This is a genomic window from Streptomyces nymphaeiformis, assembly GCF_014203895.1.
GTDB lineage: Bacteria > Actinomycetota > Actinomycetes > Streptomycetales > Streptomycetaceae > Streptomyces > Streptomyces nymphaeiformis.
Genome location: NZ_JACHJY010000003.1, coordinates 505,584 through 521,628, shown reverse-complemented (window position 1 = coordinate 521,628; position 16,045 = coordinate 505,584). Strand labels below are relative to the sequence as shown.

The 16,045-nt window shown below is 74.3% G+C and carries 10 protein-coding genes; 2 read left to right on the top strand and 8 right to left on the bottom strand.

The features are described 5' to 3' along the window. Window positions 1–46 precede the first annotated feature (46 nt). Both GGE06_RS12485 and GGE06_RS12480 read right to left on the bottom strand, forming a co-directional pair. Window positions 47–1,453 (bottom strand): hypothetical protein, encoded by a 1,407-nt coding sequence (locus GGE06_RS12485; protein ID WP_184930853.1) that lies wholly within the window; start codon window positions 1,451–1,453, stop codon window positions 47–49. A 115-nt stretch (window positions 1,454–1,568) separates the two neighbouring features. Then, on the bottom strand, window positions 1,569–4,673 hold the full coding sequence (locus GGE06_RS12480; RefSeq protein ID WP_312883119.1) for an AfsR/SARP family transcriptional regulator: 3,105 nt from the start codon (window positions 4,671–4,673) through the stop codon (window positions 1,569–1,571). Window positions 4,674–4,924: 251 nt separating this feature from the next. On the opposite strand from GGE06_RS12480, the gene GGE06_RS12475 reads away from it, so the two are divergent. Beyond that, window positions 4,925–7,564: a bifunctional serine/threonine protein kinase/MFS transporter gene (locus GGE06_RS12475; RefSeq protein ID WP_376773533.1), complete on the top strand. Its 2,640-nt coding sequence runs from the start codon at window positions 4,925–4,927 to the stop codon at window positions 7,562–7,564. Window positions 7,565–7,610: 46 nt separating this feature from the next. Here the strand turns inward: GGE06_RS12475 and GGE06_RS12470 are convergent, their stop codons facing one another. The 5 genes from GGE06_RS12470 to GGE06_RS12450 all read right to left on the bottom strand — a co-directional run bounded on the left by GGE06_RS12470 (window position 7,611) and on the right by GGE06_RS12450 (window position 12,291). After that, window positions 7,611–7,952 carry a MazG-like family protein gene (locus tag GGE06_RS12470; RefSeq protein ID WP_116162656.1) on the bottom strand — a complete coding sequence of 114 codons (342 nt, stop codon included), beginning with the start codon at window positions 7,950–7,952 and terminating at the stop codon, window positions 7,611–7,613. Window positions 7,953–8,062: 110 nt separating this feature from the next. After that, the gene (locus GGE06_RS12465) at window positions 8,063–9,439 is read right to left on the bottom strand and encodes a DEAD/DEAH box helicase (RefSeq protein WP_116162658.1); all 1,377 of its coding nucleotides are present in this window, start codon (window positions 9,437–9,439) and stop codon (window positions 8,063–8,065) included. A gap of 94 nt (window positions 9,440–9,533) precedes the next feature. Then, on the bottom strand, window positions 9,534–9,737 hold the full coding sequence (locus tag GGE06_RS12460; protein ID WP_015031667.1) for a cold-shock protein: 204 nt from the start codon (window positions 9,735–9,737) through the stop codon (window positions 9,534–9,536). A gap of 142 nt (window positions 9,738–9,879) precedes the next feature. After that, window positions 9,880–10,695, bottom strand: coding sequence for a DUF817 domain-containing protein (locus GGE06_RS12455; RefSeq protein WP_116162660.1), 816 nt, complete (start codon window positions 10,693–10,695; stop codon window positions 9,880–9,882). A gap of 150 nt (window positions 10,696–10,845) precedes the next feature. Further along, on the bottom strand, window positions 10,846–12,291 hold the full coding sequence (locus GGE06_RS12450; protein WP_116162662.1) for a glyceraldehyde-3-phosphate dehydrogenase: 1,446 nt from the start codon (window positions 12,289–12,291) through the stop codon (window positions 10,846–10,848). 137 nt (window positions 12,292–12,428) lie between these two features. Between GGE06_RS12450 and GGE06_RS12445 the strand changes: the two genes are divergently transcribed. Further along, on the top strand, window positions 12,429–15,317 hold the full coding sequence (locus tag GGE06_RS12445; protein WP_184930851.1) for an AfsR/SARP family transcriptional regulator: 2,889 nt from the start codon (window positions 12,429–12,431) through the stop codon (window positions 15,315–15,317). Window positions 15,318–15,347: 30 nt separating this feature from the next. On the opposite strand, the gene GGE06_RS12440 is transcribed toward GGE06_RS12445, so the two are convergent. Beyond that, the gene (locus GGE06_RS12440) at window positions 15,348–16,019 is read right to left on the bottom strand and encodes a GNAT family N-acetyltransferase (RefSeq protein WP_116162666.1); all 672 of its coding nucleotides are present in this window, start codon (window positions 16,017–16,019) and stop codon (window positions 15,348–15,350) included. Window positions 16,020–16,045: the final 26 nt, after the last annotated feature.

The window sequence follows — 16,045 nt, the reverse complement described above, 5'->3', positions numbered from 1 at the left end:
CTGAGGAGAGGAGAGGAGAGGAGAGGATTGGAGAGGGAACCGATGGCTAGGCCGGCGGGAACGTGGCCTGCCGCGGGCGCGGGCCACGCGTGCGCGTGCGGCGGCTGTCCGGACGTGTGCGGAGGGTGGTGACGGAAGGGGGCGCGAGTTTCCGGCCGGGCGCGGGGCCGGCCAGCCCGGCCCGGTAGAGCCCGTACGTGACGCGTCGCCGCGCCGCCGTGTCCAGCGCGTCCCGGAGGGCGCCGTCGCGCAGCAGCGCGGCGGGCCCGAGGAGGCCTTCGACGACGGCCAGCGCACCGGCGATGTCGCCGTGGTCGAGCCGCTCGCGGACACCGGTGAGACAGTCCGGACGCCGGTGCGCCTCGTCGACGGCCCGTACGCAGGGGAGCGCCGTGCCGGTCAGGGCGACGAGGAGCTCCTCGCGCCGCAGCTCGGCCGGGTCGTGGTCGAGCGGTGTCAGCACGCCGTCGACCAGGCCGATCCGGTGCCGGGCGCCCCGGCAGTCGACGAGGCGCGGCGCGCCCGCCCGCTCGGGCGGCCGGGGCGGGCCGCCCGGTACGTGACCGGGTACGAGCGCGGCGGCGACCAGCGGGTGCAGTTGCCCGGCCTCGACGAGACCGGCGCGCAGCAGCTCCAGGTCGGGCGGCAGCCAGGTGGCCGCGTCCGGCAGGACGGGCACCGAGGTGAGCGCCCGCCGCGCGGGCACGTCCCCGACGGGTGCCCCCGACGGGTCGGCGTCCAGGAGGAACCGCCGCCCCCTGCCGAGGCGTACGGCCACCGGGCCCGCCGACCGGCCCTCGGCGCGCAGCAGGATCGCCGCCTCGGCCGTCCACCGGTCCACGGCACAGTGGAGTCCGCCGTGCGGCAGATCCGGCCGGGGGAGGTGCGAGGGCGGTCCGTCGGCCCCGGAACGGGTGCGCAGTTCGGCGGCCCGGCTCGCGTCCCAGAGATGGCGGTGCAGGTCGAGCCGGAACCGTGGGTGCGGACGGGGATGCGAGTGGGAAGGCGCCGGGCCGGTGCCGGGCGCGCCCGGGTCCCGGAGCGCGAGGCTGATGCGCTGCCCGGCGTCCGCCCAGGCGGGCACGGTCCGGGCCACCAGGTGCAAGGGCCCCGTACCGCCGCGTCCCCCGGTGTCGTACCGGGCGAGAGCGACGGTGAGGCCCGGGCGCAGCAGCCCGTCCGGGGCGATCCTCGGCATGTGCCAGCGCAGCAGGTCCGGGGCCAGGCGGCGCAGATCGGCCCGCACGCGGGACGCGAGTTCGGTGCCGTGACCGCGAGCCAGGGCGCGGAGGTCGAGATCGACGTCGACGTGGGCGGCGGCGCAGGCCCCCGCCCAGTCCCCGGCCTCACGGCGGGCGGTCGCGGTCTCGATCATGGAGGGCGGCACGGCGAACTCGCGCACGCGCAGCCAGCGGGAGAGGTGGGAATCCTCGTACGCGGAGGGAGTGGCCATCAGCACTCACCTGTTGCGGACGGGACCCCCGATCTGAGAGAGGAGTGAGTCGTCATCGCGAGCACCATACGACGTTTCCGCGGGTGAGGCCACGCTCTTTTCCTCGGGGCGGTGTTCAGAGGCCGCCCGTGCCGTCCAGTCCCTCGCACGCCCGGCCGTACTGCTCGGGATGGTCCGCGGCGTCGGGAAGGGACAGGGCGGTCCGGAACTCCTCGTGGGCCTCGGCTCGACGGCCCGCCGCCGCGTAGGTGCTGCCGAGACGGATGCGGACCTCCATCTCCAGCCAGGTACTGGTGTGTTCGGTGAGCGTGGACAGGGCCTCGTGGTGGGTCTCGACGGCGGCGCTCAGCCGCCCCTGCCCGTGCTCGGCGGCGGCCAGCTGGGACAGCGCCGCCGCGCGCAGCGTCATGTCACCCGCCTGGTCGGCGAGTTCGACGGCCCGTCGCAGCAGCCGGGCGCTCTCCGCGGGGCGGCCGAGCGCGTGGTGGGCGCCGGCGACGAAGCACAGGGACTGGGCGATCGTCCTGGGCCGGTCGTTCTTCTCGGCCAGGGCGAGGGCGGCGCCGTACTGGTCGAGGGCCTCCTCGTGCCGTCCGCGCAGGGCGTGGATCGCGCCGAGGTTGCACGCCGAGACCCCGGTCAGCCAGTCGTCGCCGAGCCCGGTGGCCAGCTCCAGGGCCCGGCTCAGCAGGCCGACGGCCTCCTCGACCCGGCCCAGCGGCCACAGCGCGACGCCCGTCCCCGCGATCGCGCGGGCCTCGTTCCGCGGGTCCCCCTGGTCACGGGCGTGCCGCAGCGCCTCCGCGAACCAGACGTGCGCCTGCCGGAACCGACCCCGGTGGACGTCGACGATCCCCATGCACGCGCGCAGCGCCGAGGTGAGGCGCCGGTCGTCGGCCAGGTCCGCGCACGGCAGGGCGAGTTCGAGCGCCGCGCGGGCCTCGTGGTGCAGGCCCCGGCGGAGCTGGTGGTCCACCAGGGCCTCGGCGAGCAGGCAGGCGTGGTCGTACTCGCCCGAGGCGGCCGCGGAGGCCACCACGTCGAGCAGCTCCCCGCCCGCCGCGTCCAGCCACTCCGAGGCCTCCCGCTGGCCCCCGAAGGGAGACCCGGTGATGCCCGGCGACCCGGTGATGCCCGGCGCGGTCGGGAAGGTCTCCGGACCCCAGTCGCCCGCCATCCGGCCGGCCGCCGTGTAAAGGCGCAGGAGGGCCCGTCGGTCCGCGGCCGCCTCCTCGGGCGCGGCGGCGGCGAGCTGCCGCGCATGGGCCCGGACGAGATCGTGCAGCCTGTACCGGCCGGGATGCGGCTCCTGGAGCAGGCTCGCGTCGACCAGGTCCTCCAGGACCGCATCGGCCTCCGCGCGGGGCCGGCCGAGGACGGCGGCCAGACCGAGGCCGTCGAAACGGACCGTCGGGACGACCCCCAACGCCCGGAACCCGCGCCTCAGTTCCGGTTCGAGGCGGTCGTACGAGAGCCGGAAGGCGGCCTCCACGCTCCGGTCCTCCACCCGCAGCTCGCCGAGGCCCCGCACGTCGTCGGACATCCGGCCGGCCAGGAACGCCAGGGTCCAGGACGGGCGGTTCTGCAGCCGGGCGCTCGCGATCCGCAGCGCGAGCGGGAGACCGGCGCACCGCCGCGCGAGCTCCAGGGCGGCCTCGGGCTCACGGTCCGCCCGGGACGCCCCGAGGAGCGTGCGGAGCAGGCCGACCGCGTCGCCGGTGTCCAGCGGCTCCACGGTGAGCCGCACATCGGCGTCGAGGCCGGGCAGCCGCTGCCGGCCCGCCACCAGGACACGGCTGCCGGGCCCCGCGGGCAGCAGCGGGCGGACCTGCTCGGCGCTCCGGGCCCCGTCCACGACCAGTAGCAGCCGCAGCCCGCTCGTGGCCGCGCGCCAGGCCGCGACGAGGTCGGTCAACTCGTCCGCCCCGGTGGGCGGTTCCTCGTTGCCGCCGCCCCGCACCGTGCGGAGCAGCCGGCGCAGGGCCCGGTGCGGGCCGGCGGCGCCGTAGGCCTCCAGGTCCACGAACAGGCACCCGTCGGGATGGTCGCCGGCGAGCGCCCAGGCGGCGCGCACGACGAGAGCGGTCTTGCCGACCCCCGCCGTCCCGTCCACGGTCGTCACGGACACCGCTCCGGGGTGGACGGGACCGGTGAGGACGGCGAGTTCCGCCTCGCGCCCGACCAGACAGGCGGTGTCGCCGGGGAGTTCGTTGTGCCGGGGGAGGGGGACGCCGGCACCGGGGCGAACGAGTCCGTCGCCCTCGCCGGCCCGGCCGGCGCGCGCCGGTCCGTCGGTGGGGCCGGCCCCGCTCGCGCGCACCTCCCCGTCGTCGTCACCGGCCCCGCCGGGGCGCCCCGGCCCGTCACCCTCGGCGACGCCCTCACGCCCCCGGTGTTCGGTCTCCGCCGCCCGCACCGCCCCCCGGCCGAGCAGCAGTACGTCGTCCCGGCGCAGGACGGCCTGGTGGACGCGGCGGAGGTCCTCGCCGGGTTCCACGCCCAGTTCGTCGAGGAGCCGGTCGCGGGTCTCGTGGTAGACGGCGAGCGCCTCGGCCTGCCGGCCGCTGCCGTAGAGCGCGCGCATCCGGAGTGCGGCGAGGGGCTCGTCGTACGGCAGGGCCAGCGGCGCCGCCATGAGGCGGTCCAGGGCCTCCGGGTGGCGTCCGAGCAGGACGAGGCACTCCGCGTGCTCCTGGTGCAGGGCCCGGCGCAGCCGGGTGAGCCGCTGCCGCTCGGTGTCGGCGAGGGGCCCCGGCAGGCCGGGCAGGGTCTCGCCGCGCAGCAGCGCGAGGGCCCGGCCGCCCGCGTCGAGGGCGGCGTCGAGGTCGCCCGAGGTCTTCGCCCGCCGGGCGCGGGCCGCCTGCTCGGCGAGCTCGGCGAGGTCGGTGCGGGTGCCGGCGGGCTCGAAGCGGTAGCCGCCGCGACCGCCGTCGATCACCGACCGGCCGGGGCCGGCGTCCGGCGCGTCCAGTGCCCTGCGGAGCGCGTACACGTAGCTGGGCAGGACGCGGTGGCCCGTGCCGGGCGGTTCGGCGCCCCAGACGTCGTCGAGGAGCTGCCGGTACGTGACGAAGCCCGGGGCGCGCAGGACCAGGGCGGCGAGCACCGCCTGCCGCCGGACCGGACCGAGGACGACCGGGTCGTCGCCGCGCAGGGCCCGGACGGGTCCGAGCAGGTCGATCCGCAGGGGCGCGCCCCGGCCCGCCGGCTCTCCACTCACGTCCCCGCCCCCACGTCCCCGTACGTCCGGTGCCCGCACCGCTGCCCATGACCTTCGCTTCAGCAGCATTTCATCGGCCTTCCAGCGGGCCGCGCCAGGGTGGCCGCGTCGGGTCGGCTGCCGCCGTGGGGGCGGCAGCCGGCCCGCGTCGTCGCACAGTGGAGGAGACCCCGTCATGTCACAGCCCGGCAGTCCGCCCGGCGCGCGGCCCACCCGCCGCGCGGGACCGGGCGGGGCGGTGGGCTGCGATCGTGGGCACCGTCGGCCTCGCCGTCCTGCCGGGCCGGGCGCTCGGTGTGAAGGGCGTCGTCGTAGGCCTCTCCGGCGAACGCGTCGCCTCCTTGACCACCGTGGACGACAGTCGTGACGACCGTGGTTCGGGTGATCCCGCGCGGGACCCCGACCACCCCAACTATGGTACTGACGTGGACCAGTTGATCACCGAAGACCCGACCCGCATCGGCCCGTACCGTCTCATCGCCCGCCTGGGCGCCGGCGGGATGGGACTGGTGTACCTCGGCAGGTCCGAGGCCGGCCGGACGGTCGCCGTGAAGGTGGTGCAGGCCGAGCACGCGCAGCACCCCGAGTTCCGCCGGCGCTTCGCGCGCGAGGTGGAGGCCGCCCGGCGGGTGGGCGGGGAGTGGACGGCGGCCGTGCTCGACGCCGACACCGAGGCGCCGGTGCCGTGGGTGGCGACGCAGTACATCCCCGGGCCCGACCTGACGAACGTCGTCGCGAAGGACTTCGGCCCGCTGCCCGAGCAGTCGGTCCGCGTCCTCGCCAACCGGCTCGCCGTGGCGCTGCAGTCCGTTCACGCGGCGGGGCTGATCCACCGCGACCTGAAGCCGTCCAACGTCCTCGTGACCGTGGACGGTCCGCGCGTGATCGACTTCGGCATCGCGCGGGCCATGGACGGCCTCGGCGGGGACAGCCTGCACACCCGCACGGGCATGCTGATCGGCTCTCCCGGCTTCATGTCGCCCGAGCAGGTGCGCGGCCTCGAACTGACCCCGGCCAGCGACGTGTTCTGCCTGGGCGCGGTCCTCGTGTACGCCTCCACCGGCCGGCTCCTCTTCGGTGCCACCGACACCGGGCTGAGCGCGCACCTCTTCCGGATCGCGGAGGACGAGCCGGACCTGACGGGCGTGCCGGACTCGCTGATCGATCTCGTACGGGCCTGCCTGCACAAGGACCCCGCCCAGCGGCCGACACCCGCGGACGTGGCGGCGCGCACGGCGGCGGACCTCTCCGAGGAATGGCTGCCGGGGGCCGTACTCGCTCAACTCGGCCGTCACGCGGCCCGGTTGCTGGACTTCGCGCCCGAGACGCGGGTCACGCCGCAGGATCCGCGGATCCCGGCCCAGCACACCGCCGATCCCCGGCCGGTCCCTCCGCAGCCCGCGTACAGTCCGACGGCTCCGGTGGATCACGCCCCCGTGCCGCCGGGCTTCGGACCGGCCCTCGGCACCGTGCCCGGCGCCTGGGGGGCGCCCACCGCCCCGGCCCACCCGTCGGGGTCGTCGTCCCGGCGGTGGTGGGGCCTGGTCGCCGCCGTCCTCGCGCAGTTCCTGATCGCCGTCGGGGCGATGAGCACGAACGTCGCGCTGCCGATCATCCAGGCCGACCTGCGACTCTCGGTCGACGACCTCCAGCTGATGTCGTTCGCCTACGTCATCGCCTTCGGCGTCCTGCTGCTGCTCGGCGGACACCTCGCCGATCTCCTGGGCCGCAAGCGGATGGTGATCATCGGCCTTGCGGGCTTCGCCGTGGTCTCCGCGGTCGGTGGAGCCGCCCCGGCGGGCGGAGTGCTCATCACGGCGCACGCCCTCCAGGGCGTGTTCGCCGCGCTGCTCTCCTCGGCCGCGCTCTCCCTGGTGGCCGGCGGCTTCACCGACCCCAAGGCGCGCGGCACGGCCTTCGGGATCTACACCGTGTTCGCCGGCGGCGGCCTGGCCGTCGGCGGGTTCGTGGGCAGCTGGCTGGCCTACTACGTGAGTTGGCGCTGGAGCCTGTACGCCGCGGTTCCGCTCGCCCTGATGGCCGTGGTCCCCGCCGCCCTCGTCGAGGACGACCGGTCGGCCCGTACCCCCGCCCGTCCCGACGTACCGGGTCTGCTGCTCGGCACCGGCGCGCTGGCCGCCCTCGTCTTCGGCTTCCACCAGGTCGAGGAGACCCACGGCTTCTTCGGCCCGGCCGGCGGCTGGACCTCCCCCCTGGCCGTGCTGTTCCTGCTCGCCGGTGCTGCCCTCCTGGCGGCCTTCGTGTGGTGGCAGACCCGGACGAGCAGCCCGCTGGTCCAGCCCGGGCTCTTCCGGGACCGTGACCGCGCGGGCTCCCTTCTCGCGCTCCTGCTCGCCGGCGTGGGCGCGCCGACCCTGTTCCTGACCCTGTCCCTCTACCTCCAGGACGGCCTCGACTACACCCCGTACGACCTGGGCCTGGCCCTGCTCCCCCTGGGCGGCGCCGTCCTCGTCGCCACCCAGGTCGCCGGCCGTCTCCAGGGCCGGATCGCGCCCCGGCTCCTCGCCGTCCCGGGTCTCGTCCTCGCTGCCGCCGGCATGGGACTCCTGGCCCTCCAGGACCTCGACGGCTCGTACGCCTCCGCCGTCCTGCCCGGCATCGTCCTCTTCGGCCTGGGCATCGGCACGGCCTTCGGGCCCCTGCTGGCCACCGCGACCGGAATGAGCGGCTTCCAGGGCTCCGGCGGCACGGCGGCGACCGTGCTCGCGGCCCAGGGCTTCGGCGGCTGGCTGGCCTTCCCGCTCTTCGTGGGCCTCGCGCCCCTGGGCGGCTACGCCGCCGTCCTCTGGACCGTTACCGGATTCCTGCTCCTCGCGAGCCTCCTGGCGGGTTTGATGGTCAGGACGAGCGCCCCGCAGCGGGACCGCTGAGGGTGAGGCCGTCGTCGGCGAGGTCGTACACCGCGACCTCGCCGAGTCAGCGGCCCGGCCCCGGGAGGAACCTCGCCGACTTCTCCGCGAGCACGCCGGCCAGGAACTCCGCGGCGTCGTCCGGCCGCATCCGGGCCAGCGTGACCATGCCGGTGATCACCGCGTCGGCGACCTCCTCCTGGACGTGCTCCCAGCTGTGGCTGCGGCCCTTGCGGGGGTTCGTCGCCCGGACGCCGATGACGGCCTGCGCGGCCTCGCCGACCTCCTCGGAGAGCTTGAGGACCTGGAGGGTCCACTGCTCCTCCGACGGCAATCCGCGCTCGGAGTCCAGTCGCGTGAACAGCGCGGCGAGCGAACCGATCGTGTCCCACGGGGTGTCGGCCTGCATGAGCCCTCCTCGGACGAAACGAAGACGAAGGTGACGGACGGACAGCCTGCCCGCCCGTCACCGGGCTCAACGACGGGGCACCGCGCCGGGGCCCGCGTTTTCGAGACGGATCAGCCGCCGCGGCGGACCTTCGCCGCCCGGCGTGCCTCGGCCGTCTTGCGGGCCTCGGCGGCGCGCCGGGACTCGTTCTTCGCGCGTCCCGGGCGTCCCGGGACGGTGCCGATGCCGCGGAAGGCCGCGCCTCCGCGCTTGGTGCCCTCCTGGCTCGGCGCGTTGCCGGCGACCGGCACGCCCGAGGGCTTGCGGGCGCCGGTGATACGGGTCAGCTCTGCCTCGCCCGAGCGCACCCGGGTGACGTGGGGCCTGATGCCCGCCTCCGCCATGAGGCGGGCCACGTCCTGGCGCTCGTCCGGCGTGACCAGCGTGACGACGACGCCCGACTCGCCGGCGCGCGCCGTGCGGCCGCCGCGGTGCAGGTAGTCCTTGCCGTCGGCGGGCGGGTCGACGTTGACGACGAGGTCGAGCTCGTCGACGTGGATGCCGCGTGCCGCCACGTCCGTGGCGACCAGCACGTTGACCTCGCCGGTCCTGAACCGGTCCAGGGTCCGGGTCCGCAGCGGCTGCGACTTGCCGCCGTGCAGCGCCGCGGCCCGTACGCCACTGCCGAGGAGGTGCTTGGTGAAGCGGTCCACGGAGGCCTTCGTGTGCAGGAACATGATCACGCGTCCGTCGCGGGCGGCGATCTCCGTGGCGGTGGCGAACTTGTCCGGCCCGTGCACGTGCAGCACGTGGTGCTCCATCGTGGACACGGCGGCGGCCGGGGGGTCGACGGAGTGCTCGGCAGGGTCCTGGAGGTAGCGCTCGACCAGCGCGTCGACGTCACGGTCGAGCGTGGCCGAGAACAGCATCCGCTGGCCGCCCTGCGGCACCAGGTCGAGGAGCTCCGTGACCTGGGGCAGGAAGCCCATGTCGGCCATCCGGTCGGCCTCGTCGAGGACGGTGACGGCCACCCGGTCGAGACGGCAGTCCTTGCGCTCGACGAGGTCCATGAGCCGGCCCGGGGTGGCGATCAGGACCTCGGCCCCGTCGCGCAGCGCCGTCGCCTGCCGTCCGATCGACATGCCGCCGACCACCGTCGCCAGGCGCAGCCTCAGGGCCCCGGCGTAGGGGGCGAGGGCGTCGGTGACCTGCTGGGCCAGCTCGCGGGTGGGGACCAGGACCAGGGCGAGCGGCCTGCGCGCCTCGGCCCGGCGCCCGGCGGTGCGCGCGAGGAGCGGCAGGCCGAACGCGAGCGTCTTGCCGGATCCGGTCTGCCCGCGGCCGAGGACGTCGCGGCCCGCGAGGGCGTCCGGCAGGGTCGCGGCCTGGATCGGGAAGGGCGTCTCGACGCCCTGGCGGGTGAGCTCCGCGAGCAGTTCGGCGGGCAGGTCGAATCCGGCGAAGGTCACGGCCTCGGTGGCGGCGTCCTTGGGGGGCGTGGTGGTCATGCGGCACCTGGTCCGTGGAGAAGTCTGGAAAAAGCGACGGGCCGGTGTCCCCACCACACGGGTGGGGACACCGGCCGCGTCGGACGTGTCAACGTCAGGCAGGGAGGATGTTCTCCGCCTGCGGGCCCTTCTGGCCCTGCGTGACGTCGAAGGTCACCTTCTGGCCTTCCTGGAGCTCACGGAAGCCGGAGGTCGCGATGTTGGAGTAGTGGGCGAACACGTCCGGGCCGCCACCCTCCTGCTCGATGAAGCCGAAGCCCTTTTCCGAGTTGAACCACTTCACGGTGCCGTTGGCCATGACATATCTCCTTCGGGGCGTAGCCCTGGGGGCCGCACTGTGCGACTCCCGGCGTCGCCGTGATGATTGCCCCGTCCGGAAAACTGCACCGAAAACACATAAAGTGCCCGACGATGTCGAATCGTCGAAGGCACTTGTCAGTTCATTGGGAACCACGACTGCAACTGAGATCGACTGTAGCACGGCGACGTCGGGCATGCACGAAGAATGTCCTGTTTGCCGTCAAGGTGAACATCACGGTGATGAGCAGCGCCCAGGCGCCGAACTTCGCCGGGGAGACCGGCTGCCAGCCGTTCAGCTGGTCCGGGTAGCTCCAGGCGCCGACGTACGTGGCGGCGTTCTCGGCGACCCAGAGGAAGAAGCCGATCAGGACGAAGGAGAGGGCCAGCGGCATCCGCAGGTCGCTCTCGCCGACCCGGAACCGCACCCAGGTCCCCGCCGTCGCGGCGAGCAGCAGCGCGGCGAGCGCCCAGCGGGCGTCGGGCAGCCAGTGGTGACTGAGGAAGTTCACGTACACCGCCGCGGCGAGGACCGCCGTGATCCGGGGCCGGTAGCCGGTGAGCCGCAGGTCGAACAGGTGCCAGGCCCGGCAGATGTAGCTGCCGACCGCCGCGTACAGGAATCCGCCGTACAGCGGCACGCCGCCGACCTTCGTCAGGGCGTCCTCCGGATAGCTCCACGAGCCCATCCGGACCTTGACCAGCTCGAAGAGGAGGCCGATGGCATGGCACCCGGCGATCACGGCGACGTCCCGGCCGGTGTCCCAGCCGAGCCGCCATGCCAGGACCGTGAGCCCGACGCCGTACAGGAGCAGCAGGTCGTAGCGGGCGACCGGCAGGTCGGGCAGGAGGGTCGAGGCGGCGATGCCGCCGACGAGCGCGACCGCGAAGGCGCAGCAGCGCGCCTCCAGGACCGCGAAGCGCAGCAGCTGGCGTATCCCGTGGGTGAGCGTGTCCATGGCGGAAGGGACGCGAGCGGGCCGTGAGCGGTTCGCCGGCGGTGCTCACTGCGAACGGCGGCGCCGCACCCCGGACGGAAACGGCGGAGCGCCGCACCCCCCGTCCGGGAAGTGCGGCGCTCCGCCGTGCTGTCGCTGCTCGCGGGAGGATCAGACCGCCGGAACCGGGAAGGTCGGGTACTCCACGCCGGAGACGTGCTGGACGACCCGGATGACCTGGCACGAGTAGCCGAACTCGTTGTCGTACCACAGGTACAGGATCGCGTTGTCGCCGTCGACCTTGGTCGCGCCGGCGTCGACGATGGACGCGTGGCGCGAGCCGACGAAGTCCATCGAGACGGCGTCGGGGGCCGTGGTGAAGTCGATCTGGCGCTTCAGCGACGAGTGCAGCGAGACGTCGCGGAGGTACTCGAGGACCTCGTCGCGGGTGGTCTCGCGGCCCAGGCGCAGGCTCAGGATGGCGATCGAGACGTCCGGGACGGGGACGCGGATCGAGCTGCCGGTGATCGGCGCCTTCAGGTCGGGCAGCGCCTTGGCCACGGCGGAGGCGGCACCCGTCTCCGTGATGACCATGTTGAGCGGCGCGGAACGGCCGCGACGGTCGGCCTTGTGGTAGTTGTCGAGCAGGTTCTGGTCGTTCGTGAACGAGTGGACCGTCTCGACGTGACCGCGCAGCACGCCGTACTCGTCGTCCATGGCCTTCAGCGGCGGGACGATGGCGTTGGTGGTGCAGGAGGCGCAGGACAGGACGCGCTCGTCCGGCTTGATCGTGTCGTGGTTGACGCCGTGCACGATGTTCGGCACGTCACCCTTGCCGGGCGCGGTCAGGACGACCTTGTCGATGCCGGGGCGCAGGTGCTTGGAGAGGCCCTCGCGGTCCCGCCACTTGCCGGTGTTGTCGATCAGGATGGCGTCGTTGATGCCGTACGCCGTGTAGTCGACCTCGGAGGGGTCGTTGGCGTAGATCACCTTGATCGTGTTGCCGTTGGCGACGATGGTGCTGTTCGCCTCGTCGACCGTGATCGTGCCCTGGAACTGGCCGTGGATGGAGTCGCGGCGCAGCAGCGAGGCGCGCTTCACGAGGTCCTGCTCGCCCCCGCCGCGGACGACGATCGCGCGCAGGCGCAGACCGTTGCCGGAGCCGGCCTTCTCGATGAGGAGGCGGGCGACGAGGCGGCCGATGCGGCCGAAGCCGTAGAGGACGACGTCGCGTCCGTCACGGCGCTCGATCTTGTTCTCACCGGTGGCGCCGGCGACGGCCTGGGCGGTGAACTCCGCCACCGACAGACCGCGGTCGTCGGTCTTGTAGTCCGCGGCCAGCACGCCGATGTCGATCTGGCAGGGGCCCAGGTCGAGGGTGGTGAGCGTCTCGAGGAACGGCAGGGTCTCGGTGACCGAGAGCTCCTCGCCGTCGATCTGCCGGGCGAAGCGGTGGGTCTTGAGGATGCTGACCACCGACTTGTTCACCAGGGAGCGGCTGTGGACCAGGACGGTGACGTCCTGCTCCCGGTGCAGCTTCCCGATGATCGGGATCATCGACTCCGCGATCTCCTCGCGGTTCTTCCAACTGGTGAACGAGTCGTCATTGACAGTCACAAGATTATCTTTCGAGCTAGGCGGCGCTCATATGGTAACCCGCGGCCGGTTTGATCAATCAAGGGGTCCCGAACCGTACGATGGGACACGTCGGGATCCGCCGTAGGCGGGCGGGCCCGCCTACCTTGAGCGGGGGCATGGTGGTGAAGTTCGGGCTGCTCGGACCACTCGTCGTCCACGACGGGACGGAACTGCGGCCGGTGACCGGCCCCAAGGTCCGCGTCCTCCTCGCCGCACTGCTGCTCCGGGCCAATCGCACGGTGTCCCGGGACACCCTCAAGGAAGCCCTCTGGGGCGCCTCGGTCCCCGCCAGCGCCGACGCCTCCCTCGCCAACCACCTCACCCGGCTCCGCCGCGTCCTCGCCGCCGCCGACGGCGGGACCGAGGAGCGGCTGCGCACGGTCGCCCCCGGCTACCAGCTGACCGTCCACGAGGGCGAACTCGACGCCGACGTCTTCGAGGCCCGGGCCCTGGCCGTCCAGCAGGCGCACCGGCGGGGCGACTGGGAGGCGGTCCGCCGGGAGACCGGCCTCGCCAGATCCCTGTGGCGCGGCACCCCCCTCGCGGACCTCGCCCCCTTCTCGGACACCGAGGCGCCCGCACTCCGCGTCCACCAGCTCGCGGAGGCGCGCCTCCAGGTCCTCGAATGGAGCTTCGACGCCGAGCTCGGCCTCGGCCGCCACCACGAGGCCGTCGCCCCGCTCACCGCCCTGGTGGGGGAGCACCCGCTGCGCGAGGGCTTCCACCGGCGCCTCATGCTCGCCCTGCACCGCTCCGGCCGCCGGGCCGAGGCCTTCGCCGTCTTCCACCGGCTGCGCCGGGACCTGGTCGACGAACTCGGCACGGAACCCGGCGCCGCCGTCCACGAGGCCTACGCGGAGATGCTCGCCGGAGAACCCGCGCCCGGCCCCGCGCCCCGCGCCGTCTCGGTCCGCGCGCCCTTCCAACTCCCCTGCGAGGGCGAGGCCTTCACGGGCCGCGAGGCCGAGGCCGCGACCGTACGGGCGCTGCTCGGGGTGCCACCCGAGGCCCCGGGAGCGGCCGCGAGCACCGACGCGGCACCCGGGAGCGGACCCGCCCACGCGCGGGCCGTCGTGATCTCCGGCATGGGCGGCGTCGGGAAGACCGCGCTCGCGATGCACGTGGCCCACCGGGTGCGCGACGCCTTCCCCGACGGCGCCCTCTACGCCGACCTGCGCGGCTACTGCTCCGGCGGGGCGCGCACGGCCCACGAACTGCTCGCCCGGTTCCTGTCCGACCTGGGCGTCCACCAGGACGCCCTGCCCGAGGACACCGACGACCGGGCCACCCTCTTCCGCTCCGCGCTCGCCGAGCGCCGGGTGCTCCTGGTCCTCGACAACGCGCGGAACGCCGCCCACGTCGCACCCCTGCTCCCGGCCGGCGGGCACAGCGCCGCCCTGATCACCAGCCGCCAGCTGCTCGCCGACCTGCCGCGCTCCGCGAAGGTCCCGCTGTCCCCGCTGCCCGAGTCCGACCAGCACGCGCTGCTCGCCAGACTCGCCGGCGCCGAGCGCGTACGGAGCGAGCCCGAGGCCCTGGCCGACATCATGGCCGCCTGCGGGGGACTGCCGCTCGCCCTGCACATCGTCGGCGGACGGCTGGCCTCCCGGCCCTCCTGGCCCCTCGCGCTCCTGGCGAAGCGGCTCACCCCGCACCAGGGCCGGCTCGACACCCTCGCCATGGGGCACTTCGACGTCCGCCGCACCTTCGCCATGAGCTACGTGGCCATACGGGACAGCGAGCAGCCGCTGGAGCGCGAGGCCGCGCGGGCCTTCCGGCTCCTCGGCCGGGTGTGGTCGGCCCACGCCGTCACCCCGCAGTCCGCCGCCGCGCTCCTCGACGTCACGGAGGCCCGGGCCGCCGCCGTCCTCGACGTCCTCGCCGACGCCCACCTCCTCCTCAACCCCGAGCCCGACCGCTACCAGCTGCACGACCTGCTCGGCGAGTACGCGGCGCAGCGGGACGACGAGGACACCGAGGAGGAGCGGACGGCGGCCCTGCTCCGGCTGCTCTCCTGGTACGCCGCGGCCCTCGCGGCCGCGACGGTGGCCGCCACCCGCGAGACGCAGTCCCCGCCGCCGCTCGACGGGGACGCGGTCACGGACATGTCGCTGCCCGAGTTCGCGGACGACGACGAGGCGATCCGGTGGACCGAGCGGGAACTGCCGGCCGTCCGCGACGCCCTCACCCGCGCCGGGGAGCTGGGCCGCTCCGACATCGCCTGGCGGCTCGCCGTGGGCCTCTTCGGCCATGCGAGCACGCACTGGTGGACGGGGGAGTGGGACGCCTGCCTGGAGCAGGCCATGGACATCGCCCGGAGGCACGACGACCGGCTCGGGCAGGCCTGGCTGCACCGGCGCACGGCCGTCGCCCACGGCATGGCCTACCGCAACGAGGCCTGCCTGGAGCACCTCCGGATCGCCCTGGGCCTCTTCACCGAACGCGCGGACCTCGCCGCCCAGGCGTCGATCCTCGGCAACATGTCGGCGGTCTACCTGCAGATCGAGGACTCCGAGCAGGCGCTCGCCCACGCCGAGCGCTCCCGCGACCTCTACCGCGCCACCCGGAACACGAAGGGCGAGGCGCTGCTCCTCAGCCGGATCGCGGACGTCCACAAGATGCGCGGCGAACCGGACCGGGCGGCCGCGGACTACCGGCGGGTCATCGACCTGATCAGGGGGAGCGGCCACGGGGTCTTCCTCGCCACCGCCCTCACCAACTACGGCGACACGCTGCGCGTCCTCGGCGACCGCGACAAGGCCTTCGAGGTCCTCGCGGAGGCGCTCTCCATCCGGCTCCGGATGAACGACCAGGGAGGCACGGCCGACTGCCTCGTCTTCACGGCCAGGGCCCACCACCACTTCGGGGAGTGGGACGCGGCCCGCGAGACCTGGGAGTCGTGCCTGGAGCTCGCCCGCCGGCACGACCTCGGCATGCGGATCGACGAGTGCCTGGAAGGCCTGAAGGCCCTGGCGTCCCGGGTCATGGCGGAAGAGAAGCCCTGAGGTCCCGTCACCCGGCGCCCGTCCGGTGGATCACGACCGGGTCCGTGAGGCCCCGCGCGGTGCCCCGCCGGACGCGCGGCGCTCCCGGATGCCGGCCAGGCGCTCTTCGAGCGCCGCCCGGCGTTCGGGCCATTCGGTGGCGATGATCGAGAAGACGGCGGAATCGCGGAGACGGCCGTCCTCGCCCGGGGCCCAGGAGCGGGCGTGGTTCCGGAGGACGCCCTCGAAGCTCGCGCCGACGGACGCGATGGCCGCCCGCGAGCGGGCGTTGCGGGCATCGGTCTTGAGGTCGACCCGGGCCACCTCCCAGCTCTCGAAGGCGTGCCGGAAGAGCAGGTACTTGGACTCGGCGTTCACTCCGGTGCCCTGGGCGGAGGCGGCGAGCCAGGTGTAGCCGATCTCGACCGCGCTCAGGCCCTCACCGGAGGGCCAGGGACGCGGATCCAGGAACGCGGTGGCACCGATCACCCGGCCGGTCGCCGGGTCGACCTGTGCGTACGGGACGACGGTTCCGTCGGCGGCGCGGCCGAGCTGCCCGTCGACGTACGCCGCGAAGGCGTCCCGCCCCGGCACCCACGTGAAGCCGTACGAGTCCCGGCGCTCCTCCGCCGCCTCCGCCAGGCCGGCGGCGTGGTGGTGTCCCAGCGGTTCCAGGCGTACGAACGCGCCTTCCAGAACCGGCCCTTCCCCTGTGAAGCCCATCCGTCCGCACCCCGTCCGTGTCACGC

Bases quoted from the DNA above. Each gene is read 5' to 3' on its own strand.
- GGE06_RS12470 (WP_116162656.1), bottom strand. From the start codon at position 7,952: ATGCAGGCCGACACCCCGTGGGACACGATCGGTTCGCTCGCCGCGCTG.
- GGE06_RS12445 (WP_184930851.1), top strand. From the start codon at position 12,429: ATGGTGGTGAAGTTCGGGCTGCTCGGACCACTCGTCGTCCACGACGGG.
- GGE06_RS12440 (WP_116162666.1), bottom strand. From the start codon at position 16,019: ATGGGCTTCACAGGGGAAGGGCCGGTTCTGGAAGGCGCGTTCGTACGC.
- GGE06_RS12465 (WP_116162658.1), bottom strand. From the start codon at position 9,439: ATGACCACCACGCCCCCCAAGGACGCCGCCACCGAGGCCGTGACCTTC.
- GGE06_RS12455 (WP_116162660.1), bottom strand. From the start codon at position 10,695: ATGGACACGCTCACCCACGGGATACGCCAGCTGCTGCGCTTCGCGGTC.
- GGE06_RS12485 (WP_184930853.1), bottom strand. From the start codon at position 1,453: ATGGCCACTCCCTCCGCGTACGAGGATTCCCACCTCTCCCGCTGGCTG.
- GGE06_RS12460 (WP_015031667.1), bottom strand. From the start codon at position 9,737: ATGGCCAACGGCACCGTGAAGTGGTTCAACTCGGAAAAGGGCTTCGGC.